Here is a 26,311-nt window from a genome sequence, read left to right as displayed (position 1 = left end):
ACAGTCCTTACAGTAAAAGCGCAGCAATCAAGCAGCGTCGTCGTACTGCAGACGGAATTGGTTAAGCAGCGCGAACACGCGTAGGCCATTGATGTAATCCGGCGGGAACAGCACGTTGACCCGGCTCGGGTCCTGCACGTCGCGCTCGACGATCAGGTGCTCGGCGAACAGTTCGGCGTTTTCTACGTGGCCTTCCAGTTCGAGCTTGGCGTACTGGGCGATCAGCTCGCCGCGAATCGTGCTCGGGGTAACGATCGGCTGGCCGGCGCCGAAACGGGTGCCGTCAGAGGCCAGTTTGTGGCGACCGTATTTGCTGGTGATCACGCTTTGCAGACGGCGCACGATGAAGGCCGACTGGTGCATGGTTTCGCTGTCCAGGTAGGAATTGTCTGCCTGGCCGTAGGCGTTCTTCTGATAGGTGGTAATCGAACGCTGAATGCGCACGTAACCGCCTTCGTAGTACGCGGTGGCGAGACCGTAATTGAGCAGCGACTGACGCTCGGTCAGGGTGAAACGCTCACTGGCCGGTGCCGGGTCGAGACCTGGCAGGCTGCCGCTTTGGGTCGGACGGCTGTCGTCGGAGGAGATGAACACCGACGTGCGCGCAGCGAGTGCAGCGGCCTGAACCCAGAACGGTTGCGGTACGCCCGGTTCCAGCGCCTGAAGGGTCATGTGCTGGTCGTTCCGCGCCTGACCGGCCGCCACCAGGGTACCGATGGTGCCGCGCTTGGCGCTGTAGACATGACCGAACAATTGCTTGGCCCAGGACCAACGACCGGTGCTGTCATCCATGACGGCTTGCCAGGTGTTGAGGGTCGACAGATCCGACCACGGCATGCAGATGAACTCGAACGGTTCATCGCCCAACGCCGCTACCGCAGCGACCTGATCCGGCACACCGGCGCCGCCGGTCATGGCGGTAATGGCCGTGGTGAGGCCGGCCGGAGTTTCTTCGCCGTTGCTCTTGCCTAGGCGATTGAATTGCAGGCTGATGTCGTTACCGCTGTCGCCAGTCCATTTGGCGCTCAGGGTCACGACGCCCTCAACCGCTGCAGCGCTGACCGGCAGATCTGCCGAGGCGTTGATTTTCAGCGCCAGCGCGGTAGCGGCCTGAGCTGCCGTAGCGCCGTTGACGATGGCCGCTTGAACACGAACGCCGCCAACGTACAGGTTAAGCACACCGCTTTGAGTGGCGGCGCCGGTCAGGGTCAACACGCCTTTGGCGATGCTGCCTTCAGTGTTGTGCAGCGGCAGGCACCAGATCTCGCCGATCGGGTCGGTCTTGCGCCAGGTTTCATACATCGAGGCGAGCATCGAGCCTTGGCCGCCAATGCTTTTGGCTAGCGCCACGCTGGACACCAACACCAGTTTGCCAACCTCGGCCGGCGCAATGTTGTCGTTGACCTGAGCGACGATCAAACGGCGCATGGCCGACGACGCGCTATTGGCGGCCGAATTGTCCATCTCGGCGTAAAACAGCGGAACACGAATGTCCGCGGGGATGTTGCTGAATCCGATCGCCATTATTTGGCTCCCTGTGGTTTTGCCGCTTTCACGGCTTTGGTGGTGATATCGCCATCGGCCAGACGTCGACGCCACCAGGCGTTGTCCGGCACTTCACGGCCCTCGAGGGGCAACAGATCGCCCGCTTCCGGGTCGGGCACGGCACGGCCTGGGGCCGGCAGCACGGTGATGCGTTTGCTCATGGGGTTACGTCTCCAGAGAAAGTCAGTTCCAGGCGTCCGTCGGGGCCTGGGCGTTTCAGATTGGGGTCCGTTGGATCAATCGCATCGACCCGCACGGTGACCCCGGTAAAGGACGACAAGCCGTCCAGTTCACGTTCGTGCCAGCTCTCCGCAGGCTGATCAGGTAGATTGCGGCCGAGCTGGAACTCGGCAAAAAAACGCAGGCGATACAGCACGCGGTTGCTGTTGATGGAAACCCGTTCGCCGCCGTCATAGGCGATGGCGTCGTAATCACTGCCGGGCTTGAAACCCACCAGCGCCCGCCACAGTTCGGCCCGCAAGTAGTGCAACAGATCCAGCGCTTTTGTAGCGTCGGTGGTGTCAAGCACCAGGGTCACTTCGAAGCGGTCGCGAATGGTCTGCCACGTAGCGTTTTGCGCCGCGTTTGCACCCGCCAGATCGGAAATCGGCACCACGTAGGCGCAAGGAGTTGAAAGCGGGGTACTGGCTTGCAGCGTTTCGAGGTCGATGCCGGCAGCCACGCGATTGGCGAGGGTTGGGCAGTGATCACGCAGTTGGGTGATCAGTGGGGTGATCTTCATGGTGTTTTCACCGGGTAATAAAAAACCCGCTTGTTGGCGGGTTTGAGTGAAAGGTACTGGCCTCGGGAAACCCGCGTCCTTGCGGGTCGGATGCCGGTCGGCACCGCCGCTCGCCATTCCATTGGGCTTTGTGTTCATTGGTCCTGGCGGGTATCTCGCGGCGGTACTTCGCAAACGCCAATCCGCTTGGCTGCCCAACGCTCATATAGACCAATGGCAACATCTGCCCCGGCCATCGCCGTAAGGCAACCGAACGCGCAAGCCGTCCAGATCGACACGCCGGCGGCATACAGCAGCATGATTGCCGAGACCCCGCAGACCATGCAGGCCCCGGATCGCAGGGCCAGGCGCCGCAGCAATGACCAGCCGCGGGCGCCCTCCTTGTCGGCGCGCCACATTTCGCCGGACACCCCGCCCACCAGGGCGAGGACGATGACGAGCCAGATCGGCATGTCCAGCAACGCTTGTTGCTCGTTTGTCATGTCACGCCTCCCGGGGGGTGATTGATGAGTGATGTGTGTGTGTCTTTCAAGCAGTGTCTCTTGAGGTGCCTGACGGTAGGTAGGCATTCCAAAAAGCCCGGCGTTGGTGTTGGCCGGGCTTTTCAGTAATGCGGCCCTTCGCGTTGATCCTTCGGCGCTACTGGCGCGGTACGGATCGATTCAAATTGTTTTTCCGACCGCGGTCCCTGCCCGCCGGATAACTGCTTGTGGTGCTTTACGCTGCACACCCGGGTCAGTTGCCAACCCTCTGAACCGTTGAGGCCGGTTCATCGCTGCCTTTGTGGTGGAACTAAAGAGCTTCGTTTCGAGCTGCTTTGTCGAGCGGCTTGAGACAAAGAATATGCATGGATGCATATACAGTCAATGCACAGATGCATTTATTTTTGCACTTGCAATGCACTGGCGCATAAAAGTCCCGCAGGCAAAGGCTCTGACGGCTTTTCGGCAGGCGAAAAAAAACCCGCACGGTGGCGGGTTTTATCTGACAGCGTTGAGGTTAACGGGCGTACATGCCCCACCAGAAGACGTGACCAAGGATGACAATCTGCTCTTCCTGAACTTCCTGGAAGGTATAGTCCTCGTCCGGATGCTCATCGCGATTGAAGCTGCGCAGGCGAATCCCTGTCGGCAGGCGATACAGCTGTTTCACCCGCAGTTGGCCGTTGTGGTTAATTGCATAAAGGTCGCCATCCACGATATCGCCAATCCCGCACTTGCCAGCATTTACGCCGACGGTGGCGCCATCGCGCAGTACCGGCAACATACTGTTGCCGCGCACCGTCACGCATTTGGCCTGGTCGAACTGAACACCGTTATGGCGCAAACTCCGCTTGCCGAAGCGCAAGCTAGAGCGCTCGCTCTCTTCGATGACAAATCTTCCTGATCCTGCGGCCAATTCAACCTCGCGAAGAAAGGGGACCGACACCTCGTCGTCGTCGACAGGCGTATCGTCGTCCCACAGGCTTATGTCCTTGAGTTCCGAATGCAATTGATCGCGCCCGGTGCTGGCTGCCGGCGCGACATCCGCACGGCCCCGCAACTGGTCGGTGCTCACGGTGAAGTACTCGGCGATCTTCGAGATGTGTTTATCCGAGGGATCGACGATCTTCCCGCTGAGGATCCGCGAGAGAGTGGATTGAGGCACGCCGGTACGACGGTGAAGCTCCGTGGGGGAGATCCCGTGCTGATCGAGCAGCGCTCTTAGTACGGTAGAAACATTGCGTTTTTGCATAAAGCGCATAGTGCTTGTTCTTTTTACGGAAGACAAATGCAAAATTGCATAAACAGCGCATAAGCCGTGCACAAACAGGAGAAATGTATCGCAGGGCTTTCATGCCTGCGTCGGGTGGACCGCCCATGTTAACCTTGCGCCCATCGCGGAAAAGCCGGGCCGATGCCCCTCCTTTGCCCTACACCTTTCAACGAATTTGCCTGATTATCCGATGAATAAAGCGCTCTCTGATCTGTCCTCCCACACGCCAATTGTGTTGGAGTACTAACGCAAAAAAGCCCTACACCCCCGAATTACATGGGGCGTAGGGCTTAATTGACAAATCAGGCTTATTGTTCATTTGGCATTAAATGGCATTGGTTGGCGTACGGTTTGCCCCATTTTTGCCCCATCAAGATTTCTTGCCCTGCCCGGGTGACCCTCCTTGCAACGGCCGGCTGGAACCATTGACCTTCTCTTTGAGCCTGGTGAACGGAGTCGATGAAGTCTGCCGCTTGGCCACCACCTTACTGCCCCGGCCGGTTCGCTTCAGAGCCTGCATCGTCACAGCCCTTCGCTCCTTAATGGCACACAATGCATCCTCGAAAGAGATCCCCTGCTCATCAACAAGAACCTGTGCTCTCTCCCTGAGTTTAGATTCCCGATACGCTGAATTTTTCCCCATCACATGTCCTCCTGGTTAAATGTGAATGCAGTTCGTCGCATCACCATCGCTGTCATTATCACTTATCGATTACTGTATATCCAAACAGTACAGATAAGGCGTTACCGTGGATCCCTACGAAATCGAAGACACCTCTGACTGGCTCGGTAGTCCGACGCAGCTCGACACCGTTAAGCATTACGCGCACATGCTCGAGGACGAAATCCGGGAGCTCAAGCTACAGCTGCGCACATCCAAGGAAAACATATCAGGACTGGTGGAGATGCACGCCGAAATTTCACGGGATCGTGATGAGGCTATGAGAAACCTTAGGGAGCAGTCTGGCACCCTAGCAGTGCTGCGCTTGAAAGAGCGTGATCTTCAGACAGTATCTCGCGGCAAGGACCGGCTCATTGAGGACTTGCGGCGCCAAGTACGCGACAAAGGCTCAGTGTGATACTTCCCGCACGTATGCCTGGCACGCGGCCAGCGCAATCAGTCCCTGATCACCGGCATCGGTGATGGCGACAATTCGTTGAGCATGCGCTGGGTCAAGTCGGGCGCGTGTTCCTCCATGAACCACGCCGCCGGCTGCGGTACCCGCTGGCACTGAGCAGCCACTGGCTGGATCCGTGGAGTCGAGAAGGACTGACAACCGCAGATCAGCAGTGGCAAGGCGATCACGCAGGCGAGCCTGGTTGTGTTGAGCATTGCTCAATTCCTTATAGTGAATTTGTTCGCTGACCGACAGGCGCTGCTCGAGCGCCAGGCGCTGGTCCTGATCGGCGCGCACCTGGGCCGCCGCCGCATTGCCGATGGCGGTCAGATCGTCCTGGTGCAGCCCGGACTGCTTCTCCAGCTGCAGGCCGTAGCGCCAGTCCTGCACCTGCCAGGTCGCGCCGGCGCTGAGCAGCACCAGGAGCAGCGCCAGGCCGAACTGCACCGCTAGCTTCAGCGCCGCCGGGCTCATGGCACGTCCTTGTAAAACAGGTGACGACCGAGCGTCAGCGTCAGCGTGGCACCCTTCACCCAGCTCGGCGGCTTGGGCATGCTGGTCGCGTAGTAGTGGGTCGCGCCGCCGGTGGGGTCCGGTACCACCCCGGCCATCACCGCCAAGGCCACCTCCAGCGCGCGCTTGTATTCACCGGCCGGAATCGGCCTGGCCCCGGTGAGGAACGGCGCGTTCGGATCGTTGGCGTTCCAGCAACTGAACTGCCAAGCCTGCTGGCACACGCCGGCGTAGCCCTCGCCCCACCAGGACTTGGCGCGGCCGTCGAACACTCGATTGCGGATGGTCCAGGCGCACGCCTGCAGGCCGGCCAGGCTCTCGCCGCGGGCCTCGCCCCACAAGGTGCGCGCAAAAATATCGCGGTCTTTTTCGGTCGGACTCATGCGTTTTCTCCAGGCAACAAAAAGCCCGCACACGGAGGGCTTAAAGGGGACAGTCAGAAAAGAAAACGCCCCGTCAGTGCGGGGCGCTTATTGGACCTGGCCAGCCAGCCAACCAGGCGTCGGCGGCCGGCGCTCAATCAATGGAAACTCTCCCGTTTCTGGCCAGTTCCGCAGGGCGCGGCGATACGCCTGAAGCTCGGCGTACTGCGTGGGAGTCAATGTCGTTTCTGGGCCCTCTTCCAACTCGTCGCGATGGCGCGCCACTACATTATCCGTTTCAGCCAGGCGCTGATCACGCCAAACCCGCTCGACAGCCGCCAGCTCTTCAGCACTGGGCGGCGGTGGATCAGACAGTACTGGAAAACCATCACCACCCCAGGTAATCACCTGGCCTGCCGACTGCCCCGCCAGCAGCTCGGCATGGTAGGCCGCAGTGATTTCGACCGCATCCTCAGGAATCAAGCAGGCCTGGTTGGCCACCTCCAGCGTGTCCGGGATGGCGCTCATATCGGGGACATCGTGGAGCGTCATCGGCTCGTCCCCGGCGTTCGTCACCAGCTCGTCGCCAACCCACGAAGACTCACCCGGTTGGACGACGATATCCGTCTTTGGGCGGACCCATGCGGGGTCTTGGATAGTGGTCAGGCGACACCCATGAATCTCGGTATCGTAGAAGCAGCGCCTAGATTTTGAAGCGAACATAGATCTTCTCCACAGTAACTAAGATCATCCTGGCGACACATCGACCAGGATTAGAAAGTGCGCTTAGCTGGATCACTAAGCGGGTGGCGGCATCACGCCGCTATAGCGATGATTTACCAACCGACAGCGATGTAGCCAGCGCCGAGCGTGCCAGAATTGATGAATAGCGTGGCCCCGGTTGGGGATGAGGCGCCTACGGACACCATGCCCGTGGTCGTAGCACCTTGACCAAGGGATAGCGCGATTGAGCCGCAAGCGTTTGGAAATGCAATTGGAAAGGTAAATGGGGTGCCAGTGGATGCCACAGATACAAAACCCCACTGGATAATCATCCCGCTGGGCAATTTCAGGTAGCCGTTGGGTAACTTGGATGAGCCAAAGGCAGCCGCATATTTAAGCTGGACAGATCCACCCACGGCGTACCAATTAGCCCCATCCGACTCAACGGTCAGGCTATCGCCGAGTCCCAGCGTGATAGTGGATAGCGGCGTACCACCATTGACATAAATCGACTGAGCCAATTGCGTAACGAAGAAGCACGGCTGGCTGGCAAACATCACAATTGGCAGCTTTGTCCCAGGCACCACGGCGGCGGCGGATGGCAGCGTGACCGTATAGTTGCCACCCGCACCGGCATAGATGATCTTTCCGGCATGGCTCGCATTGAGCGTGGTCACCCCGACCAGGTTCGCAAAGCCGGAATCATTCCCGAGCGCCCGCTGTACAAACGCCGTCGTCGCCACCCCCTGCGTGGCATCGAATTGAGGCTGAGTGACAAACAGCGTTTTCCCACGAATCGCGGTTAACAGTTGATCGTTCACGACCTCCGAGGGAGCAATACCCGCCGCACTCAGAATATTCAGAATTTCTTGCGTGACCGCATTACCCCACTGCGCCGGGATCAAGGATCCCGGCGTGCCCAGCAACGGGTTCTCATCGACAAACTTGCCAGCTACCAACCCAACGCTGGGCACACTGATCGGATAATCCACGGCTTTACTCCTTAGTCATAATTGATGTGCACAACGGTGTGCGCCGGCGCCGGCCGACGAATCAGGCATTCGAGCGCGTTGCCCGGATTGGCGCCGAAACGCTCGCCCCAGTAGCTGACGCCAAAGCGCCGGCCCTTCCGGTGGCGCCCACCGGTGTTTAAGGTCCAGAGGAACTGCGCCCTCCAGGTGCCAAAGTGCGCCACACCGAAACGCGAACGCCCCATACGGGGCGCTCGGTGTTCGGTGATGGTCGCGTTCGGGTAACCCTGGCTGACGGCGATCTCAATGAAATAGGCCGGGCTCTGCCCGCCGACCTCGAACAGCCGCCGGCGCACTGACAGCCGCCGATCTTCAAACGCCGGGTTCGGCCCCAAGCACGCATCCGGCAAGCCCATGATGGCCTCCCAGTCCGGCACCAGTTCGCTGACACCCGCCGGGTCCATTTCATTCAGCAGGTCCAAGGCCCGCGCCTCGAGGCGTGAGAATTCGACCGCGACCCCCGCCAACACCAGCTCGATCTCCGGGACCAGCTCGGGATCCCAGGCCGGCCCCGACGGCAGCAGCCCGCGCAGCTGCAGGCGGTATTGCTCGGGCGTGCGCGCTACAGCCATGTGATCCCCCCAAACGTCAGCAGGTGATTGGTGGCCGGAACCACGTTGGCCACCGGCGCCGTCAGTTGATGGTCGGTTTCGCCCGTGGAGCCACTGACGGCTTCACGGATGTGAGTGATCAGCAAGGTGTCGCCGAGCCCGGCCTCGCGCTGATGCAGATCGCGCAGCTGCAGCTCGATGGCTGCGCGCACGGCCGAGGTATCCGGCACCGCGTGGATGCTGTACAGCACCGGCACCTCCACCGGCGGCAACACGTACAGCTCCGCCGTTACCGGGCGCAGCGACTCGATGTAGGCTTTCACCTCGGCCAACTGCGCCGGATTCGGCACCGGCACGACATCGTTGTCGCGCATCACAAACAGCCCGACGGTGCCCGGCCCCAGGTAATTACGCCGGCACCAGGCGCGGGTGACGCCTGGCACTTCCAGCGCCCATGTCTCGTAATCCTCTGCCGAACCGCCCTGGGCAATCACCCGATAGGAGCGGATCACCCGCGCACGCAGCGATTCGATACTCTCCTGGGCCACCCCACCGGCCAGACCAGGGGCCAACACGGTAAAGGTGCTGGCCACCCCCGCCACCGGCTGGACCAAGGTCAGCACCAGACCGGCCTCGGCATTGCCCAGGCCGCCCGCGTCGACCGCCTCCAGCGTGGTGCTGTTCAGGCCTGCCACCGTGGTGACGCCGGCGGTGACCTTGTAGGTGCGGCCATCAGCGGCCTGCAGCACGGTATCGACATCGAGCACGCCGCCGGCCGCGGCCATGAAACTGGCCGGACCGCTGGCAGACTGGGCCGGCTTACGCGGCTCGTTCAAGCGCAGCGCGGCCATGCGCACCAGGGTTTCCTCATCCGCCGAGTCCGGTAGGATTTGATCGGCCATCCAGTTCAGGTAGCCGTACAGCCCATAGGCCACACCGGCGTGCGCACGGGCCAGCACCTGCGCATCGGAGCGGCGCAAGGCATCGCCCGCCAAGTCGGCTTGGGCGCGACTGACCAATACCGGCAGCGTGGGAGTTTCATACGGCATAGATCACCTGCCAGGCAGAAGAAGGGTTGATGTTCAGCCGCGCCCCACTGGGGACCGTCAGCGTGGTGAGCAGGTTTAAGCGATTGAGGTCGACCTGCTCACTGCTGACCTCAAGGCCGATCACCTGGCCATCGTCGAGCAGCCACTGCAGCGCCTCGCGCGCGTAGAACTCGGCATCGCGCTGGGTTTGCGCGGTCAGCTTGACCCGGCGCAACAGCCACAAGCGCGAGCCGATCCGGTCATCGGCGATGGCCGGGTAGCTGTCGCCCCACCAGCCGAACAACTCCTCGTCGTCGACCGGGTCATCGGTGGCGGCGCGGCGCCAGGTGTAAAGGCTGATGATCACCGCCCGCGTCAGGTCGGCGTGCAGCGCATCCACGGTCATCCCGCACCTCCCACGGGCGGCCCGCTCTGGCCACTGCCGGCCTGCACGCCGCTGTGCGGGTGCTCGATCTGACTGATACCGCCGGCGACCTGGTCGCCCTGCGATTCAATCCGCCCGGTCTGGGTGATGGTCGGGGTGTCGAAGTGCACACCGCTGGTGGCCTTGATGTTCAAGGTGGCGGTTTCGATGTCGATGATCCGCCCGCGCTTGAAATGGATCTTGTCGCCTTCGTCGGTGTAGATCGCCACCTCGCCCGGCTTCAGCTCCTTGATCCGGTACCGGCGATCCGAGGCCACCAGCACCACAGCGTGGGAGCGGTCGCCACCGAGGAACGCGGTCAGCACTTCGGCCCCGGCCAGCGGATGGCTGGTAAGGCCATACGGCTCGAAGTGCTCGGCGCCGTCCTTGATTTCCCCGGCGGTGAGACGCACCTGCAGGGTTTGGAGTTTGCGTGCGGCATCGGCCATGATCACCGTGCCGCGGACCAGCATGCTTTTCAGGCTCATTTTTTGCTCTCGTAGTCAGCAGGAATCAGGTACTCGAAGTTGTCGGCCTTGCCGCCCTTCTTCGCCTTGCGCGCCTTGTGCGGATCCTTCGGCTCCGGTTCGAAACTGTCCGGCGGCGCCACTTCCAGCTTGGTCAACATGCCGGCGTCGCTCAGCGAATAGGTGATGCGCGAAATCAGCAGGTCGCGGTCAAAGCCGATGATCGGATCGATCACCCGCACCAGGGTGTTGTGCCGCCACAGCTGGCCATTGGACTGGCGCCAGCCATACACCGTGTAGGTGGTGGCCAGGGCTTTCCCCATGCGCGAGCCGCGCTCCCAGTTGGCCCGCGCCTGGGCCAGCTCGTTGGTCATCTGCCCGGACTCCTGAATGATCTGCACCCGCCGGCGCTTGACCCGGTCATCACTCAGGGTGGCGGACACCTCGGACGCCTTCGCGCCATATTCGTCATCGGTGCCGCTCTTCTGCCCCAGCACCTGGTACTCGGAAAACACCCCAGAGAAATCCAGCGCGGCCTCGGCGGACTTGATGTTTTTGCCGACCTCGAGCGCATCGAAGGCGCGCCCGCCGCTGCCAGGGCTGGCCAACACCGCCATGCCCCGCGCATCGTCGGTGGAGAACACCCGGAACAAGGTCAGCAGCCGGTCAATCGAGGCGAACGCCGTCTCGCCCGGCTCGATGGTGTGGTCAGAGAGCTTGCTGCCTTCGGGGATTTCACTGTTGACATTGATGCTGTACGGCGCCGCCAGCGCCTTAACGATGGCCAGCACGCTCTGGTTGCTCCACTGCCCCGGCTTGTTCACCGCCGCGCAGTCGACCAGGTCCGCAGTCAAGGACCGCCCGCTGATGGACGTGGTGATCTGCTTGTCGTCGTAGCCAATCGGCGTGGCAAATGCCCAGCCGGTCAGCACCAGGTCAGCGCCGATGCGCACCTGACACTTGGCGCCCTCACTAATGGGCCGCCGCTCGAGCTGCCCCGGCCATTGCCAGGTGAGGCTGAGATTAAACGAGCGCGCCTGATCTTCCAGGCCGGCGGTGATCTCCACCGTTTTCCAGCCGAAGTAATCCAGACCGTCGACCGTGAGGCTGACGGCGTTTTGTTCATCGGGCATGGGTTACCTCTGGGCGATTTTGATCGGCAGCGCCGGCACAAAACCGGGATGGCGGATGCGGTTGCGTTGCACCAGCTCGGACTCGCGGGTGGCGTCACCGAAGCGCCGATAGGCCAGCACCAGGACCGACAGCGTTTCCGGCGGGGTCACGTCGACCAGGCGCACCCCCGAGGCGGCCACCGCCGTCAGGTGCTTGACCAGCGCCAGGCGGTGGTTATTAAGCGCCTGGTAGTGCACCGGGTCCGCCTTGAGCGAGGCCGTATGGATCGCTTCGTTGAGGCTGTCGCGCAGCTCCAGGACATCGTCCGCCACCGGCACCTCCGGCCGCACCTGCGGCTGCAGGGCCTGCTGGTCCACCGATGGGGTCGAGCCCGGCGACACTGGCTGTTGGGTCACCGGCATGTCACTGACGATCAACCCGATCTGCACCAGCAGCGAATCCTGCACCAGGTTGGCGGTCGCTTGCGAGGCGGTCACCGTGTCGGCGCCGCCCAGCGGGCTGACCGTATCAATTGCGCTGACCGCCTGGCTTTGCTGCGTCGTTTCGGCCACCGCCGCCCGATAGCCACCGGTGGAGCCGCCACTCGAACCACCGCCGGAACTGGAGCCGCCGAAAAAGTTGCTGCCCGGAAAACTGCTGAAGTAGCTGGTGAACAGCGACGACAGCGTGCCGGGCGAATTCATCAGCGATTCAGCAAACCCGGTGAGCGTCGAGAAGGTGCCCTGGAACGGGGCGAACTGCTGCTGGATCACCCCGTAGACCCCCGACAGGCTGTTGCGCAGTTGCAGCAGCCCGAGCCGGGCCTTATTGACCGTGGCCATCGACGACTGGTAACGGCCCAGTGAGGCGTCCAGCAGGCTGTTGGAGGACTTCACCAGTTGCTGCTGGGTGTTGACCTTGGCCGACGGTGACTTCAGCGGCAGGTCGGGATAGAAGGTCAGCTCAAACGTCACCATTCCGCCTTGGGTGCGTTCGTGGCCCATCTCGCACTCGCCGACCTTGACCTGCAGGCGCCCCAACCAGGGGTGCACCAGCTCGCCGGCGCCAGGGGTTTGCAGCGCCTCGATCAGCTTGTCGCGCCGCTCAAAGCAGTCATCGCCCACCACCCACGCGGTCATTTTATGCACCTGGGCCTGCTTGCCCATCTGCTCAAAAAACGGCGTGTCGCGCTGCGGAAATTCATGCAGCGGACCTTTCATGCCCACCGGTACCGACGTCTGTGGAATCAAGAAACTGACCCCGCGAAACGACGCCGGCAGCACTGCAGCGCGCCAAGTCTTATCCATTTACTGAGGCCTCATCACGCCAATGGTTCGAGTGCCAACGCTGGGCTTGATGCTCAGCCCGCTCTGGTTGGTTTTGCCTTGTTCAACGGTGGTACCGGCCGGCGCCCCGTTGATGTTGACGTTGATCTCACCGTCAACTTTCTGCGCCTGATTGGCCGCCGTCTGCTGCAGTAAGTTGCCCGACTGCGCCGCCAGGTTCGGGCGACTCAACAACGTGCCGGTGCTGGGCACGCCCGTCGCGTTGTTCATCATGCGTTGGTAACGCTGAGCCCCCTCGGCGGCGCCCGGCTCAAGCAACGAGCCATCGCCGCCACCTGCGCCGGCATTGCGCACCCGCTGCTCTTCGGCAAAGGCGTTGGCCTTGTTGGTGGCGGTTTTGATGACGCCTTCCCCGCCCTCACCACCGCCGAAGTAACTCATCAACGGTTCAATGATCGGCCTCAGTTTCTCCCACAGGCTCTGGAACCATGCGGTGATTGGCTCCCAGTTCCGAGTGATCAGGCCCAGCGGCGACCAGTCAAACAGCTTCCCCATAAATTCCATCGCCGGAGTCGAGACCGCGACCAACACCCCCCACAAGGCGGAGAACAGTTCGGTCAGCGGCCCCCAGTTTTCCATGATCATAGGGATCGGTGTGTAGGCAAACGCCTGCTTGAACCACCCCCACAGGACCATGGCCGGGCCTTGGATCTTTTCCCAGATCGCCTGGAAGTAAGGCGCCACCGTTGACCAGTTCGCGATGAGCAGACCAGCGGCAAGCGCAATGCCACGAACAATGATCCCGATCGGTGACATGGCCGTAACTGCACTCATGATTTTGGTCACAACAATGGCGCCCATCACAGCGACCCGCAGTACACCAAAGGCAAACGCTGCTCCCAGAACCCCCCTGATCACTCCCGGATGCGCCCTTGCCAGCTCGGACATTTGCGTGACTGCTGGGCCAATTTGCTCCATGAAGGCATTAAACGGCGGCAGAAGCGCTCCGCCAACTTCAACACCCAGACGGGTGACCTTGTTGGTGAGCAGCTGCATGGCGTTGGCAGTGGTGGCAGATCGTGCCGTGTACTCACTTTCCATCGACCCGACAAACTTCCCTTCCTTCCCTACAGCCGTGAAGCTGGATTTCAGAAGGTCCAGGTTCGTGAGCAGCGGCGCGATGGCAGAGACCGACTCAGTACCAAAAAGCTGGGTCAGTAGCCCGGCCTGCTTCGCTGGGTCAACCTTGGCAATGCGCTCGAGCACATCTTCGATAGTGCCCTGCGCATCTTTTTGCATGCTCTTTGAAACTTGTTTCACATCCAGCCGCAGCGACTTGAACGCTTCCGACTGTTGTTTGGTGGCCGCGCTTCCTTTTGTCAGCGACAACATGAAGTTCTTCATGCCCGTCGCGGCGACCTCACTCGGGACCCCCACACCTGCAAGCGTTGCACCCATTGCTGCAACCTGCCCTGCGGACAGACCAGCAATTCCACCCAACGATCCGATACGGGTCACGATGTCAGAAATTTGTGCGGCCGACGATGGACCGATGTTGCTTAGGTAGTTGATCTTGTCAGCCAGCGTCACCACTTCCGGCTGGGTCATTTTGAATGAGGTCCGCCACTTGGCCATCATGTCACCGGACTGATCGGCGGTCTGGTCGAAGGCGATACCCATCTTCACTGCGTCCTCGGCGAACTGTTTCAGCTCCCCGCGGGCAAAACCGGCCTGCCCACCGGCGGCGACGATGGCAGCAATGCCACTGGCAGCCATCGGCATTTTCTCCGACATATCAAGCACGTCCTGCCCCATCTGCTTGAACTGTTCGGGCGTGTCGAAGGTGACCACCTTCTTCACGTCTGCCATGGACGTTTCAAATTCCATGGCCGCGCGGGCGCCCGCGATAAACGGCGCAGCGAAAGCGCCACCCTGCAACATATCCTTGAACCCGATGTTGCCTAGGCCGCTGCTGTTCATCTGCTTGCGGAAACCTGCAACGTTCTTACGGATCCCGGTCAGTGTCGGCGACAACTTGTCGACGCCCGTGATCAACGCCTTGAGCTGAAACTTGTCCGCCATCACTGCACCTGCTGGAGTTCGTTAATGCGTTGGGCGTGCTCCAGGCTTTCCGTGAGCAAGTCCAATGGCCTGGCCATCATCTGTTCGGGGTCAACCTTCCAGAACCAGGCCAGGTCGTAGGCGACTGAAATCAGGTCGTTGATGGAGCCGACGCCGCACTCATGAAAAAACCGGCGACCGCCCAACTCAGCGCGTTGAGGTCAGCCAGGTCCAGTTGGTTGACCGACGACGGCGGGATACCTGCACAGACCGCGATGTATTTCGCCGCCACATCCATGTCGAGCCCGACCTCTTCGTTTTTGTCGATCCGATACGGCAGCGCCTTGATGGCGCGCACTTCCTGTACGGTCGGCCGACGCAACGTCAGCTCAGTCAGTGGCTCGCCGTGGGCCTCGATGGCCACCTGAAGTTTTACTGCGCCCGTCATTGCCACACCCCTTTGATGCCGTCGAATTGCAGTTCAATGGTGCCGTCATCGCCTTTCGATGTCGGCTCATCGACCAGGTACGCCCCCGAGAGCACGTAGACCTTGCCGTTGTTGAATTCACAGGTGACCGTCATGTCGGTGCCTTCGGTCAGCGTCTTGATCGATAGCGCCGGGTCATGGATGGCGGTCATTTTCAGATAGGGCGCCAGCTCCTCCTCCTTGTAGTAGCCCGGATAAACCGTCTCCCGTTTTTTATCCATCAACGGCGCCTCGGCGCCACCGGTGACGGTCAGCTGCATCCCGTCCACCTTGATGTAGGCCGTGCCCGCTACTTTTTTGCCCATGGGTTGTATCTCCAGAATGAAAAAGCCCGCTCGGGGCGGGCTTGGTGATCGCGATCAGCGTTACGCGGCGGCGTCGTACTGGAGGCGGAACTGGTTGAGCAGCGCAAAAATGCGCAGGCCGTTGATGTAGTCCGGCGGGAACAACACGTTCACCCGGCTCGGGTCATTGCTGTCGCGCTCCACCACCAGGTGCTCGGCGAACAGGTCAGCGTTTTCCACATGACCTTCTTGCTCGAGCTTGGCGTATTGCGCGATCAGCTCGCCACGAATGGTGCTCGGCGTGACGATCGGCTGGCCGGCACCGAAGCGCGTACCGTCGCTGGCCAGCTTGTGGCGACCGTACTTGCTGGTAATCACGCTCTGCATACGCCGGATGATGAACGCCGACTGGTGCATGGTCTCGCTGTCCAGGTACGAGTTGTCCGCCTGGCCATACGCGTTCTTCTGGTAGGTGGTGATCGAGCGCTGGATGCGCACATAGCCACCTTCGTAGTAGGCCGTGGCCAGACCGTAGGTCAACAGCGACTGGCGCTCCGTGAGCGTGAACCGCTCGCTGGCCGGTGCCGGATCCAGCCCGGGCAGAGATCCGCTTTGGGTTGGCCGGCTGGCATCTGCCGAGATAAACACCGAAGTGCGCGCCGCCAGTGCCGCTGCCTGCACCCAGACCGGCTGGGGCACGCTCGGTTCCAATGCCTGGATTGTCATGTGCTGATCATTGCGGGCCTGACCGGCCGCCACCAGCGTACCCAAGGTGCCGCGTTTCGCCGTGTATACGTGGCCGAACAGTTGTTTCGCCCAGCTCCAGCGACCGGTGTTGTCGTCCATCGCATCTTTCCACGCGTTCAGCGTGGTCGTATCCGACCAGGGCACGCAGATGAATTCGAAAGGCTCATCGCCCAGCGCCGCTACTGCATCGATCTGGTCAGGCGCACCAACGCCCCCCGCCATCTGGGTCGCAACAACAGTCAGGCCCGCAGGGGTCGCCTCGCCATTGGACTTGCCCAGGCGATTCAGAACCAGACCAATGTCGTTGCCGCTCTCACCCTTCCACTTACAAGTGAGCGTGACGACTCCCGCGACAGCCAAGGCGGTGACTGGCAGGTCTGGCGTAGCGTTGATCTTCACGGCCAACGCCGACGCTGCGATGGTCGGAGTAGCCGCCGACACGACGACCGACTGCACACGAACACCGCCGACGTACAGGTTCAATAACCCCGGCTCTGTCGCGGCACCGGTGATAGTGACCGTCGCTGTTGCAGCGGTACCGGTATCGTTCTGTAGCGGCAGGCACCAGATCTCGCCGATCGGATCAGTCTTGCGCCAGGTTTCGTACATCGCAGCTAGCATCGAGCCTTGGCCGCCAATGTCCTTGGCCAGCCCCAAACTCGACACCAGCACCAGTTGGCCAATGCTTTCGCTGGTGGCGTCGCCGTTGACTTGGGCGACGATCAGCCGTCGCATGGCCGACGATGCACTGTTGGCCGCCGAATTATCCATCTCCGCATAGAACAGCGGCACACGGATATCGGCGGGGATGTTGCTGAATCCGATGGCCATTATTGCGCTTCCTCGGGTTTCGGCGTGGTGACGCCCTTGGTGGATTGGGCTTTATCAGCCTTGAGGGTTACGTCACCGTCTAACTGGCGGCGGCGCCACCAGGCGTTATCGGGGACTTCCCGACCATCAGCGGGCAACAGGTCGCCAGCCTCCGGATCGGGCACAGAGCGGCCAGAGGCCGGCACCACAGTGATGCGTTTGGTCATGGTGTTACGTCTCCTGAGAATGTCGCTTCAATGCGCCCATCTGGGCCAGGGCTTTGCAGGTTCGGATCTGCCGGGTCAATGCAGTCCATGTTGAAGGTCACGCCGGTGAAAGGCGCCAAACCGTCGAGTTCGAGTTCGTGCCAAGTTTCAGCAGGATCGCCTTGCCTGCTACGCCCAAGCTGGAACTCGGCAGTGAACAGAAACTGGTACACCACGCGCGCCCTACTAGTGTGGAGCAACGCACCCTTGCCGTATTCGATAGGCTCATACTCGGGGGCTGGGCACCAACCGATAAGAGATCGCCAGAGTTCCGCACGCAGGTCGTGCAACAAATCGTTGGCTTCCTGCCCTCGCTCATCACCAGCATCGAGAACGATCACCACAGCGAACTGATCGGTGATGTCTTGAATGACCGCGTTTTGCGCTTTGTTCGGGCCGCCCGCATCCGCCGAAGCAATAACGTATGCCGCTGGCAGAGCAAGATTTGCGCTTTCCACAACGGCATCCCAATCGATGCCACCGGTGACGCGCTGGGCAAAGGCAGGGCATGTTGCTCGCAGGTGGGCAACAATCGGGTTCAATTTCATTGGTCAAATCCCAGGTATAAAAAAACCCCGCATCAGCGAGGTTTTTTTGAAGTAGCTATTCTCAGCCCTTGTTGAAGCTCTCCACTACTGAGCCAACATTGATGTCGGCTGGCAGTGGCAGCTTCATAACTGCAATATCAGACTCCGTGGAAAACTTAGTCTCGGCCAGTTGGCGAGCACTTCCATTCACCGGTTTAAATTTATCCGCCTCATACAGCCAGATCTGCGGTGCGCTCTTGCCATTAAGAGTCACGTTCCAGCATCCAACCATGGAACGAGCACCAATCACTTTTGAATCACATTCGACGGCACCTTTCGGGAAAACCTTATGGTTCATGTAAATGAGCGTAATACGGTCAATCGCAGCGCTTGGTGCCTCAGCGGCAGCTTCCGCTGCATTGGCATTCATTACCAGCGCCAACGCGGCGAAAGGAACAAGCAAGATCAACGCTTTCATGGACAACTCCCTGTAAACAGAACAGCAAGCCTATCCCAAAGCGGTTTCGAGAGTCACGTCAACGCGGCCGCGAACGCGGCTTTCAAAATTGACTCGACCTGCGAAGATGAATCCTGCAGCGCATCAGCCATGTAGTTGTCACGCGGTTTGATTCGCCATTCACCTGAAGCCCGCTCGGCCAGCGCCGCGGCGCGAGCGCCTTTGGCTCGACGGTTCGATTTACCTTTGCCCATCCCAGGAGCCAGCTTTCCGAGTTTCTTTCCTCGCTTCACCCCATAGTGCAAGTAGGCCGGGTAAAACTCTTCCATCGCCGTAGTTTTGGAAGGGGCAATTCGAACGAGAAATCCAGAGCGGGACACCCTGAAGTGAATTGACTCCACCGTGGCGCCGGAGCGATTGACCGGGTAGCCATCCTGGCCACTGCCCAACGCGAGATTCATTTGCGCTTTTTGAGTAATCAGCAGACCGACCTTGCGCATGCCAGCGCGGATCTTCCGTTTGTCAAAGGCTTCACGCTCAAACTTGTCGAAGCCCTCGACGTGCAGGTATCCATCAATCGAAGCCGAGTTAGACATAGATCCCACCCCCAACCTGTTGCGGGCCCAGCTCCTCCACCTCAAGCAGGGTGAACCGACGCTTCCCGTTCATGTCGGCGACCCTACGCACCCGATAGATCGTGTCACCGTGAACAACTTCATGAGACTCACTCATTCCCTTCAGGTAGTAGAAGGTCACCCGATGAGTGATCTTCACATCGGTCTGGACACCGTTCGCGTAAACAGCGGTACCGACAGGTTCGATCTTTGCCCACCGTCTTTTCTGATCGGTGAACAACGAGTCGAGCCCCTGATCCGGCGCTGGGATGTCGATCCTCAACCTCAAGGTGATACGCCGGTCCAACTCTCCAGCACTGGGCTCGCGCATGGCCATAATCAGAACCTCGGCGGTACGGTGATATCAGCCACCAGGTGATCAAGAAACGCTGACGGCAATTCGGCCAAAGTCTGACCCACCAGGAACATCTCCGGATGACGGTAGATGGTCGCTGCCGCCATCAGTAGCCAGTTGCGGACGCCCGGGTGCAGATCAAGGTCGAGCCCGGCTTTGTACCGAATCCGTAGCCGGCCAGCTGGCCGAGCTGCTGGAAAGAACAGGAAGGATTCCCGTTGATCCTGACGCAATTCGAACGGCCCAGCATGTGCAGCCCATGTGCTATCCGTTTGCAACGCCATCACCGAGACGACCTCACTAGCCTGGCCAACGTCCAACGCATGCCCAGACTGGCGTTCGGCTGGCCACTCTTCTTCGTAAACAGCACCACGAATCGACGCACCGGTCTTCGACTCGCACTGAGTGGTGACGCCGGGAATGATGATCTGGTCGATCAACTCCGGCTCCATGTCCTCCGGTTCAACCCGACACTGGAACGCGACCTGCGCCAGGGTCAGGACCGGATCACCGAAGTACTCGATACGGCGAGCCATGACCTATGGCTTCTCATCGAGTTCTGGAGGCTCCAGATCTTCCGGTTGCTCTTGTTGCTCTGGTTGTTCTGGCTGTTCTGGGGGCAGGTCGCCATCAGCCACGGGAGGCTTCACCGCGGTCGTTTTTTTTGCGGCGCCGGCTTTACCGGCTTTTTCAGGCACAGCCTTGTCGACATACGGTTTCGCTCGACCGGACTCGATCAGCGCGTCTGCGGCCGCAACATCGAAGCCAGCAATCTCCCCAACGGCGTAGCCGCGCCATTCCTTCTTGAAGGTGACGATTTTCTTATCGCTCATTTTGCTACTCGCTTGAATGATTGACCCCGCGGGTGAGCGGGGTCTGGGGATTACATTCCGGCGCCCCAGGTGATGGCGGTGCCCACGGAAATAGACTCGACGTGACGCGGGCCGAAGTCGTGTTTGCTGATCACACGGATCAGCGTCTGGTCGCGCTGGAACGCGCTCACCGTGTTACCGGCGCCATCCTTGTAGGAGGCTTCAGTACTGATCGCAATCGCCAACGTGGTGTCTTCACCGATGTAGCAATCAGCGAAGTTCACGAAGTAAATTTCGGACTCGTTACCGCCGACGCCCAGGTTAACCGGTACTTGAGTGGTCAGTGCCACCGGATAGCCCTTCAACATGCCACCGTCGATTTCCGGATAGGCCTTGTTCCCGTTGCCGTCGCGCAACGATTGCAGCCAGCGGATGGTGCGCGGCGCCATGATCCAACCGCAACCGGCTAGGTCCACGTTGGCACCTTCCAGGCGCAGCATCATACCGCCCAGGTATAGGTCAACAATGGCGAGCGTTGCACCAGCAGGCGCACCCATCACGTTGCCAGGCAGGGCCCAGTAGCGCAGGCCTTTCGGGAGCGATCCAGTACCAGCACCGCGGATGAAGTGAAGGTCTTCCGACAAGCCCATGCTGACCGCCAGGTCACTGCTGACCTGGGAGTCGATGCGCGGGTTGACGCCTGCATACGCCAACAGGTCATTGGAGATTGGCACGATCGCAGCGGCCTTCTTGGCGGAAAGCTTGAGGTCACCGAATTGCATATCGGTGATCGCAATGTCTTCCTCGGTACCCAGGTAAGTCACCTGAGTATTGCCCAGCACGCGGGGCATGGTCAGGTTGCCGTTGTTCAACGGCAGGCTGATTGCGCCCATCTTGCGCACCACGGACTTTGGCCGCAGCGATTCAATGACACTGGTACTGAAATTCTCTGGTACCAGCACACCGCCGGAACCTGGGGTAACAGTAGAAAGTGCCATGTGCACATCGACGCCGTAACCGCCCGTCTTAGCCATTTCAGCAGCGACCTGCTGATTGCCGCCGGCCTGGACCATCAAACGCACCATTTGCGCCATCGCGACACCCGGCTTAGTTGGTTCGCTATGAGTACTGATATGGGTGGGGGAGCCTTTGTTACCCTGCGCGCTTTCCTCGACAGGTACCGCAGCTGCTGCCGCGATTCGCTCGGCGCTCTCGGCGCGAGTGATCTTTGCGGTCATTTCGTTGATCTGAGTTTCCAGCTGCGCAAACTGCGCGAGCTGCTCGACGGTGAGGCTAGCGCCGCCAGCCTCGATCTGGGCAAGCGCCTGGACCTGGGTCACCAGCTGGGCGCGTTCGCTACGCATTTGAAGTACAAGGGACATGGTGCCTCCTGGGCATAAAAAAACCCGCACATGGCGGGCTTCGACGAGTGCCGCGAACGCGGTCAGCTCAGTGTTTGAAGATTCAGTGCAGCGGCACGGACCGCGATGCGGCCGCCCTGGCGATTCGCCCGGCTCAACGCAACTGAGTGGGAAAGGTCATCAACAGCCTGTTGCGGGCTCTGCATACGGTCAGCCAAGCCGGCACTGATACCCGCCTGTCCGCGATACAACCCCGCCTCCGTCGCCATGACCTGCTGTACAGACAGCCCCCGGTACTCGGCAACCGCGTTGACGAAGAGCTGATAGCTCTCTTGCACCACATCGTTGAGGTACTTAAGCGACTGATCGCTCAAGGGTTCGTGAGGGCTGAGGTCGTTTTTGTGGGCACCGGCAAACACCGTGGTCACCTTGACGCCCATGCCCTCCTCCATCTTGGACCGGTCCATGTGACTGGCGATGACGCCGATGGAGCCGACGCCACTGGTCTGGCTCACCACTAGCTCACTACAGGCCGAGCCGAGCAGGTAGCCGCCACTGTAGGCCATGAAATTGACGATTCCGGTGATGGGCTTCTGCTGGGCCATCGCGTGGATATCGGCCGCCAGCTCAAAAGCCCCCACGGCGGAACCGCCAGGGCTGTCGATGTCCAGCACGATCCGCTCGACCATGGGGTCAGCAACTGCGTTTCGGATCTGCCCGCGCAGCTGTTCATAGCTAGTCATCGTTTCGCACATGCCGATATGGCTTCCGCGACTCACCAACACACCGCTGACCGGAATCACCTCAATACCGGTGCGGGCGATAGAAGTGCGGCGCTCGTCTTCCCGCTGGGCGATGCGGTCCATACCATCATCCGACCACAGGCCCGCAGCGCCCTGGGCACCGATGTTGACGATGTTCAAGCTCATCACCTGGTTGGCCCAGCGAACGCCCAGGTCCAACATATCAGGCATCACCAATAGCGGCTGGTTGAACAGCAGGCTGGAGGCTCTCAAGTAATTTTTCATTGCGCCAGAATCCTCTCGATTTCCGCGTGCTGCATTTCAAGTTGAGCGCGCACTGCGGGATTGGTCAGGTCGGCTCCGGACTTACCTGCATCCACCATGTTCAGTGGCTGCAGGTAGATTTCGCCACCAGGTACCGGCGGCATGTTTTCCAGGCGCCGAATGTCGTTGACGCTGAGCCAACCCCACTGCCGTCCGATGGCATAGGCTTCGTAGCGGCTCTTTTGATCGCCACGCAACAAACCGGAGAGGTTGAACTCGATGAAGTAGTTGCGCCGGTCGGCGGGCAACAGGAAGTCGCGCATCATCGATTGTTCGTGACGCTTGACCCAGGGCAGCAACGCGAACACCACGAACTGAATCATCAGTTGCTCAAGGGTGTTGTAGTTGGACTTCTCCAGGTCGTTGACCATGGGCAACGGAATCTTGTAGATGCGGGCGATATCGGTACCGGTGGTTTTGAGGATCCCCAGCACCTCGGCATCGACGTTGTTCATGGAGACGGGCTTGAAGGTCATACCCTCTTGTAGCAAGGCCACCTTCTTGGCGTTGTCCATGCCGCCGAACTTTTGGCCCCACTGGTCAACGATTTTGTCGATGCTGCCCTGATCCTTGATTGCGGGAGCTTCACGCGGCCGCTCGATTACGCCTGAGACGGTCACGCCGTTGGCGAAGCTCTTGCCCGTGTATTGCCTGACGGCTTGGGCAAGCCCGAGGGATTCGGCGTGCACCTCAATTGGCGACAGCCCCACGTAGTGGTTCGTGCTGAACCACCGCACGTGATGGACCATTCGCATCGGCAGAGCTTCACCACCTCCGATCCGGTAGTACGGCAGCATGTCGCCGCCCTTGAGCACCTGCACCTTGTCGTTGCACAGCGGCCAGAGCGCCACAACGTTGCCGTCGTCTCGTCGGTCGATGAAGCTGTAACCGTTGCCCCGCAAGCCGGCGGCGCCCTGCATGCACTCCATGAATTCATACGGAGTCTGAAAACCGTTCGGTTGGTACCGAAGCACGTCATATGCCGGATGGTTGATAGCCGCTTCGCGCTGGCCTTTGTCCATGCGTTTGTACATCTCGCAGGGCAGTTGGCCCATAGTCTCGGCCAGCAGCGTGACGCAGTTTTGCAGGATCGGCAGGCCCAGGGCTGACTCCGGCGTGACCTTTACCCCGGAGCTGTTACGCCCGCTGCCGATCAGGCCGCGCCAGAAGCCGCTTCCTGTTTCTGTGAGGTTCCCGCGCCCTTCGCCGAGCACGCTTGAAAAGAACATGCTCAACCTCCTTTAGGCTTAGGTTTCATTGCAGCAGCTGCGCGATCCGCCAGCCGGGACCAGGCCATTAACCCAACACCCGCAACGACACATGCGGCGGGCACGTGGACCATAGCCACACCGGCGACCAGCAAGCCGAAGCCCAGCAGGCCGGCCAGCCAGGACAGGATGACCAAATTCATATACCGACCCCTTCGTCGTAGATAGATGTGCCACCGGCGCCGGCGGCTTTACCGCTGATGCCGGTGGCCATGATGGCCGCAACAATGCCGTCGATACGGCCGGTTGCTTTTGCCTTGTCGGCTTTTCGGTTGTTGGCTGGGTCAGAAACGATCACCGCGTTGCCGGCGTTCCAGGTCATTACCGGGTTGCCGTCATGCCGCAAGGTTTCGACTGTCTCGCTTTCAACCAGCTCCCACTCACTGGGATCCAGGTCGATAGCGTCGTCGCCCTCAGACTCGGGAGCCAAGCCAAGCAGCCGCCGCTCAAACTCATCAACGGCGGGGCCCATGTCCTTGAAGCCCTGACCAAAACCCACCATCTCCGGCAGCGTGATGTCGTATTCGGACATCAGCTGCAGCAGGTCTTCGATGCGCCAACGGTCGTACGCGATGCGCTCCACGCCGAAGTAGGCAGTGATCGTGACCAGGCGCCGCAACACATGCAGCTTGCTGATCGCCCGACCAGGTGTTGTTTCAAGGTGCCCGGCCTTGACCCACATCGCATACGGCACCTTGTCGCGATCCTCACGGCCTTGCAGATCGTCGTCCGGTATCCAGAAGTACGGCAACACCCGCCAGTGCGGATCGTGTGGTGCTGGCCAGAACAACAGAACGAACGCGGTCAAGTCCGTGGTGCTCGCCAGGTCCAGCCCGCCGACACAGCGACGGTTGCGCAACATCCGCATCGGCACCCGCTCTTCTGCCTGCTTCCAAACCGCCCACGAAATCCATGGGGCGTCAGCCTGGGTCCACTCGCAGAAGTTCAGGCGCCGCACCACCGACTCTTGAGCCGGCAACCCCCGAGCGGCCTTCACCTGCTCGCGCAAGTACTTGCGACCTGGGATGCCATCGGTCTGCCCTTCGGCAATGTGATCGAGCGAGGGGTTGACCTTCGCCCAGCAGCTTTCGTCCTTGAACGGATCGTCGCCTTCGTCGAGCGAACAGATGAAGGCAAAGAAGCTGTCGTCGTCTTCGATGCCGGCGCAGATCCGCACGCCCAGGTCGTGATACTGACCGCACACCGTTTTCTTGTCAGAGCCGCTGTTGGTGATCATCACCACCATGGCCTTGCGGCGATTCTTGGTACCGGCACGCATCATGTTCACGGTGGCGGCGGTTTTGTGTTCGTGCACCTCATCAAGCAATCCGATATGTGGCCGTGGGCCTGACTTGCCTTCGTCGGCACTGATCGGCCGGAAGAACGAATTGGTGTTGGGGTAAAACAGGTTCCACACTTTTTCGTCGCGCCCCGACTGCACCAAGCGCGATTTGAGCTTCGTGGACATGTCGACCATCGACACGGCGTCACGGAACAGGATCATCGCCTGATCTCGCTTGGTGGCAGCGGCGTAGATCTCGGCGCGCTGCTCGCCATCAGACACCAGACCATACAGGCCGATGCCAGCCACCAACGGGCTTTTACCCGACCCTTTCCCCGTCTCGATGTAGCCCAACCGAAAGCGTCGGAACCCGTCAACCGTCATCCAACCAAACAAACTGCCGATGACGAATGCTTGCCACGGGGCCAGCAGAAAGGGCATGCCTTCGTAGTCGCCGCCGTTGAGGCAAAGCACCTCTTCGAAAAAACCGATGGCTCGGTTGGCCTTGGCCAAGTCCCAGATTAAGCCGCGGGCCGGGCCATGTTTCAGGTCCTGTAGGTGCCTCTTGCAGGCGTTGCGGACATTAGGCCCGGCGACTATTTCGCCAGCCAACACTGTCAGGGCAAACGCGCTTACGCGATCATCAGTTGAAGTACTTGTCTGCGGCGTCTCGTTGCTCATTGGCGAATAGCTCACCTTGCGGCGCCGGCGACGTTTTCAGATTGCGCCGGGACATGGGCGACAGGCCGAACTGGGCGCCGGCGGCGTTGGCACGCTTTTCTGCGTCATTCGCAAGCTGGCGAAGGACGTGCATTTGCTGCGCACCGGTTTTGAAGGTCTGGATGTCGCCGCCCAGGTCATCGACGGAAGCATCGTTGCGCTTCGTGATCAACCGCTGGTACCGCCGCCAATCGGCAGTCGCCTGGCAGTAGGTGGCCAGCGCCATCGAATCCAATTTAGATACGATGCCCAGAGAGATCAGCGCTGGCACCAGCTCCTCCCACTCGGCGACAGCATCAGCCGAAAGCACGTCTGGCATCGGCGGCGCGCCGACTGGCACCGGCGGGGCCGCGACTTGCGCCAACAGATCGCTGACATTTTCGCGCCCCCGGTTTCCTTGCAACAACTTCAGCGCCGCCGGTGTTCCAGGGCGACCTGAGTTTCCGTTTCCGGCCATAAATACCCCTGTCAGTTGATACCCCCCCTCCCTCATTTATCCCGACTTTGCACACGACGGGGGGCGAGCGGTCTAGAA

At 60.6% G+C, this 26,311-nt stretch carries 33 protein-coding genes; 1 reads left to right on the top strand and 32 read right to left on the bottom strand.

The window, feature by feature from the left end; all coding sequences use genetic code 11:
• Window positions 1-27: 27 nt before the first annotated feature.
• The 5 genes from ACYZTX_RS08390 to ACYZTX_RS08370 form a co-directional block, all read right to left on the bottom strand.
• The gene (locus ACYZTX_RS08390; protein WP_462033679.1) at window positions 28-1,524 is read right to left on the bottom strand and encodes a phage tail sheath subtilisin-like domain-containing protein; all 1,497 of its coding nucleotides are present in this window, start codon (window positions 1,522-1,524) and stop codon (window positions 28-30) included.
• Window positions 1,524-1,706 carry a DUF2635 domain-containing protein gene (locus ACYZTX_RS08385; protein ID WP_003198311.1) on the bottom strand — a complete coding sequence of 61 codons (183 nt, stop codon included), beginning with the start codon at window positions 1,704-1,706 and terminating at the stop codon, window positions 1,524-1,526. The genes ACYZTX_RS08390 and ACYZTX_RS08385 overlap by 1 nt, the downstream gene beginning before the upstream one ends.
• Window positions 1,703-2,287, bottom strand: a complete 585-nt coding sequence (locus ACYZTX_RS08380; protein ID WP_462033678.1) for a phage tail terminator protein — start codon at window positions 2,285-2,287, stop codon at window positions 1,703-1,705. Before ACYZTX_RS08380 ends, ACYZTX_RS08385 begins: the two co-directional genes overlap by 4 nt.
• A 134-nt stretch (window positions 2,288-2,421) precedes the next feature.
• Window positions 2,422-2,769, bottom strand: coding sequence for a phage holin family protein (locus ACYZTX_RS08375; RefSeq protein ID WP_282376945.1), 348 nt, complete (start codon window positions 2,767-2,769; stop codon window positions 2,422-2,424).
• 517 nt (window positions 2,770-3,286) lie between these two features.
• On the bottom strand, window positions 3,287-4,021 hold the full coding sequence (locus tag ACYZTX_RS08370; RefSeq protein ID WP_462037008.1) for a LexA family transcriptional regulator: 735 nt from the start codon (window positions 4,019-4,021) through the stop codon (window positions 3,287-3,289).
• 770 nt (window positions 4,022-4,791) lie between these two features.
• Here ACYZTX_RS08370 and ACYZTX_RS08365 point away from each other — a divergent pair.
• Window positions 4,792-5,121: a hypothetical protein gene (locus tag ACYZTX_RS08365; RefSeq protein ID WP_462033677.1), complete on the top strand. Its 330-nt coding sequence runs from the start codon at window positions 4,792-4,794 to the stop codon at window positions 5,119-5,121.
• Here ACYZTX_RS08365 and ACYZTX_RS08360 read toward each other — a convergent pair.
• The 27 genes from ACYZTX_RS08360 to ACYZTX_RS08230 form a co-directional block, all read right to left on the bottom strand.
• Window positions 5,113-5,634, bottom strand: coding sequence for a lysis protein (locus tag ACYZTX_RS08360; RefSeq protein WP_462033676.1), 522 nt, complete (start codon window positions 5,632-5,634; stop codon window positions 5,113-5,115). The two genes, ACYZTX_RS08365 and ACYZTX_RS08360, sit on opposite strands and share 9 nt — an antisense overlap.
• Window positions 5,631-6,056, bottom strand: coding sequence for a cell wall hydrolase (locus ACYZTX_RS08355; RefSeq protein WP_462033675.1), 426 nt, complete (start codon window positions 6,054-6,056; stop codon window positions 5,631-5,633). Before ACYZTX_RS08355 ends, ACYZTX_RS08360 begins: the two co-directional genes overlap by 4 nt.
• Window positions 6,057-6,143: 87 nt before the next feature.
• The gene (locus tag ACYZTX_RS08350) at window positions 6,144-6,758 is read right to left on the bottom strand and encodes a phage tail assembly chaperone (RefSeq protein ID WP_462033674.1); all 615 of its coding nucleotides are present in this window, start codon (window positions 6,756-6,758) and stop codon (window positions 6,144-6,146) included.
• 113 nt (window positions 6,759-6,871) lie between these two features.
• Window positions 6,872-7,750, bottom strand: a complete 879-nt coding sequence (locus ACYZTX_RS08345) for a gp53-like domain-containing protein (protein ID WP_462033673.1) — start codon at window positions 7,748-7,750, stop codon at window positions 6,872-6,874.
• Between the two features lie 11 nt (window positions 7,751-7,761).
• Window positions 7,762-8,361, bottom strand: coding sequence for a YmfQ family protein (locus tag ACYZTX_RS08340; protein ID WP_462033672.1), 600 nt, complete (start codon window positions 8,359-8,361; stop codon window positions 7,762-7,764).
• Window positions 8,352-9,389, bottom strand: coding sequence for a baseplate J/gp47 family protein (locus tag ACYZTX_RS08335; RefSeq protein WP_462033671.1), 1,038 nt, complete (start codon window positions 9,387-9,389; stop codon window positions 8,352-8,354). Before ACYZTX_RS08335 ends, ACYZTX_RS08340 begins: the two co-directional genes overlap by 10 nt.
• Complete coding sequence (locus ACYZTX_RS08330) at window positions 9,379-9,774, bottom strand: phage GP46 family protein (protein ID WP_462033670.1); 396 nt, start codon at window positions 9,772-9,774, stop codon at window positions 9,379-9,381. The genes ACYZTX_RS08335 and ACYZTX_RS08330 overlap by 11 nt, the downstream gene beginning before the upstream one ends.
• A complete protein-coding gene (locus tag ACYZTX_RS08325) occupies window positions 9,771-10,280 on the bottom strand; it encodes a phage baseplate assembly protein V (RefSeq protein WP_462033669.1) in 510 nt (169 codons plus the stop codon). The genes ACYZTX_RS08330 and ACYZTX_RS08325 overlap by 4 nt, the downstream gene beginning before the upstream one ends.
• Complete coding sequence (locus tag ACYZTX_RS08320; protein WP_462033668.1) at window positions 10,277-11,392, bottom strand: phage baseplate assembly protein; 1,116 nt, start codon at window positions 11,390-11,392, stop codon at window positions 10,277-10,279. Before ACYZTX_RS08320 ends, ACYZTX_RS08325 begins: the two co-directional genes overlap by 4 nt.
• A 3-nt stretch (window positions 11,393-11,395) precedes the next feature.
• Window positions 11,396-12,679 carry a DNA circularization protein gene (locus ACYZTX_RS08315; protein WP_462033667.1) on the bottom strand — a complete coding sequence of 428 codons (1,284 nt, stop codon included), beginning with the start codon at window positions 12,677-12,679 and terminating at the stop codon, window positions 11,396-11,398.
• Window positions 12,680-14,740 carry a phage tail tape measure protein gene (locus tag ACYZTX_RS08310; RefSeq protein ID WP_462033666.1) on the bottom strand — a complete coding sequence of 687 codons (2,061 nt, stop codon included), beginning with the start codon at window positions 14,738-14,740 and terminating at the stop codon, window positions 12,680-12,682.
• Between the two features lie 130 nt (window positions 14,741-14,870).
• Window positions 14,871-15,167, bottom strand: coding sequence for a phage tail assembly protein (locus tag ACYZTX_RS08305; RefSeq protein ID WP_154912983.1), 297 nt, complete (start codon window positions 15,165-15,167; stop codon window positions 14,871-14,873).
• A complete protein-coding gene (locus tag ACYZTX_RS08300; protein ID WP_462033665.1) occupies window positions 15,164-15,511 on the bottom strand; it encodes a phage tail tube protein in 348 nt (115 codons plus the stop codon). The genes ACYZTX_RS08305 and ACYZTX_RS08300 overlap by 4 nt, the downstream gene beginning before the upstream one ends.
• Window positions 15,512-15,571: 60 nt before the next feature.
• Window positions 15,572-17,068 carry a phage tail sheath subtilisin-like domain-containing protein gene (locus ACYZTX_RS08295; RefSeq protein ID WP_462033664.1) on the bottom strand — a complete coding sequence of 499 codons (1,497 nt, stop codon included), beginning with the start codon at window positions 17,066-17,068 and terminating at the stop codon, window positions 15,572-15,574.
• A complete protein-coding gene (locus ACYZTX_RS08290) occupies window positions 17,068-17,274 on the bottom strand; it encodes a DUF2635 domain-containing protein (protein WP_462033663.1) in 207 nt (68 codons plus the stop codon). The genes ACYZTX_RS08295 and ACYZTX_RS08290 overlap by 1 nt, the downstream gene beginning before the upstream one ends.
• Window positions 17,271-17,861 carry a phage tail terminator protein gene (locus ACYZTX_RS08285; RefSeq protein ID WP_462033662.1) on the bottom strand — a complete coding sequence of 197 codons (591 nt, stop codon included), beginning with the start codon at window positions 17,859-17,861 and terminating at the stop codon, window positions 17,271-17,273. The genes ACYZTX_RS08290 and ACYZTX_RS08285 overlap by 4 nt, the downstream gene beginning before the upstream one ends.
• A gap of 61 nt (window positions 17,862-17,922) precedes the next feature.
• Entirely contained in the window at window positions 17,923-18,318 is a 396-nt protein-coding gene (locus ACYZTX_RS08280) for a hypothetical protein (protein WP_462033661.1), read from the bottom strand.
• 53 nt (window positions 18,319-18,371) lie between these two features.
• On the bottom strand, window positions 18,372-18,893 hold the full coding sequence (locus ACYZTX_RS08275; protein WP_462033660.1) for a hypothetical protein: 522 nt from the start codon (window positions 18,891-18,893) through the stop codon (window positions 18,372-18,374).
• The gene (locus ACYZTX_RS08270) at window positions 18,886-19,248 is read right to left on the bottom strand and encodes a phage head closure protein (RefSeq protein ID WP_462033659.1); all 363 of its coding nucleotides are present in this window, start codon (window positions 19,246-19,248) and stop codon (window positions 18,886-18,888) included. The genes ACYZTX_RS08275 and ACYZTX_RS08270 overlap by 8 nt, the downstream gene beginning before the upstream one ends.
• A 2-nt stretch (window positions 19,249-19,250) precedes the next feature.
• Entirely contained in the window at window positions 19,251-19,802 is a 552-nt protein-coding gene (locus ACYZTX_RS08265) for a hypothetical protein (RefSeq protein WP_462033658.1), read from the bottom strand.
• 3 nt (window positions 19,803-19,805) lie between these two features.
• Complete coding sequence (locus tag ACYZTX_RS08260; protein ID WP_462033657.1) at window positions 19,806-20,099, bottom strand: hypothetical protein; 294 nt, start codon at window positions 20,097-20,099, stop codon at window positions 19,806-19,808.
• A 50-nt stretch (window positions 20,100-20,149) separates the two neighbouring features.
• A complete protein-coding gene (locus ACYZTX_RS08255; protein WP_462033656.1) occupies window positions 20,150-21,460 on the bottom strand; it encodes a phage major capsid protein in 1,311 nt (436 codons plus the stop codon).
• A gap of 62 nt (window positions 21,461-21,522) precedes the next feature.
• A complete protein-coding gene (locus tag ACYZTX_RS08250) occupies window positions 21,523-22,467 on the bottom strand; it encodes a S49 family peptidase (RefSeq protein ID WP_462033655.1) in 945 nt (314 codons plus the stop codon).
• Window positions 22,464-23,735 (bottom strand): phage portal protein, encoded by a 1,272-nt coding sequence (locus ACYZTX_RS08245; protein WP_462033654.1) that lies wholly within the window; start codon window positions 23,733-23,735, stop codon window positions 22,464-22,466. The genes ACYZTX_RS08250 and ACYZTX_RS08245 overlap by 4 nt, the downstream gene beginning before the upstream one ends.
• Before the next feature lie 2 nt (window positions 23,736-23,737).
• Window positions 23,738-23,917: a hypothetical protein gene (locus tag ACYZTX_RS08240; protein WP_462033653.1), complete on the bottom strand. Its 180-nt coding sequence runs from the start codon at window positions 23,915-23,917 to the stop codon at window positions 23,738-23,740.
• The gene (locus ACYZTX_RS08235; protein ID WP_462033652.1) at window positions 23,914-25,737 is read right to left on the bottom strand and encodes a terminase large subunit; all 1,824 of its coding nucleotides are present in this window, start codon (window positions 25,735-25,737) and stop codon (window positions 23,914-23,916) included. Before ACYZTX_RS08235 ends, ACYZTX_RS08240 begins: the two co-directional genes overlap by 4 nt.
• Window positions 25,700-26,233 (bottom strand): phage terminase small subunit P27 family, encoded by a 534-nt coding sequence (locus ACYZTX_RS08230; RefSeq protein WP_462033651.1) that lies wholly within the window; start codon window positions 26,231-26,233, stop codon window positions 25,700-25,702. The genes ACYZTX_RS08235 and ACYZTX_RS08230 overlap by 38 nt, the downstream gene beginning before the upstream one ends.
• Between the last annotated feature and the right edge of the window lie 78 nt (window positions 26,234-26,311).

This window comes from Pseudomonas sp. MDT1-17 (genome assembly GCF_054898105.1).
The sequence above is the reverse complement of the archived record's forward strand: the minus strand, read 5'-3'. Positions and strand labels throughout refer to the sequence as shown.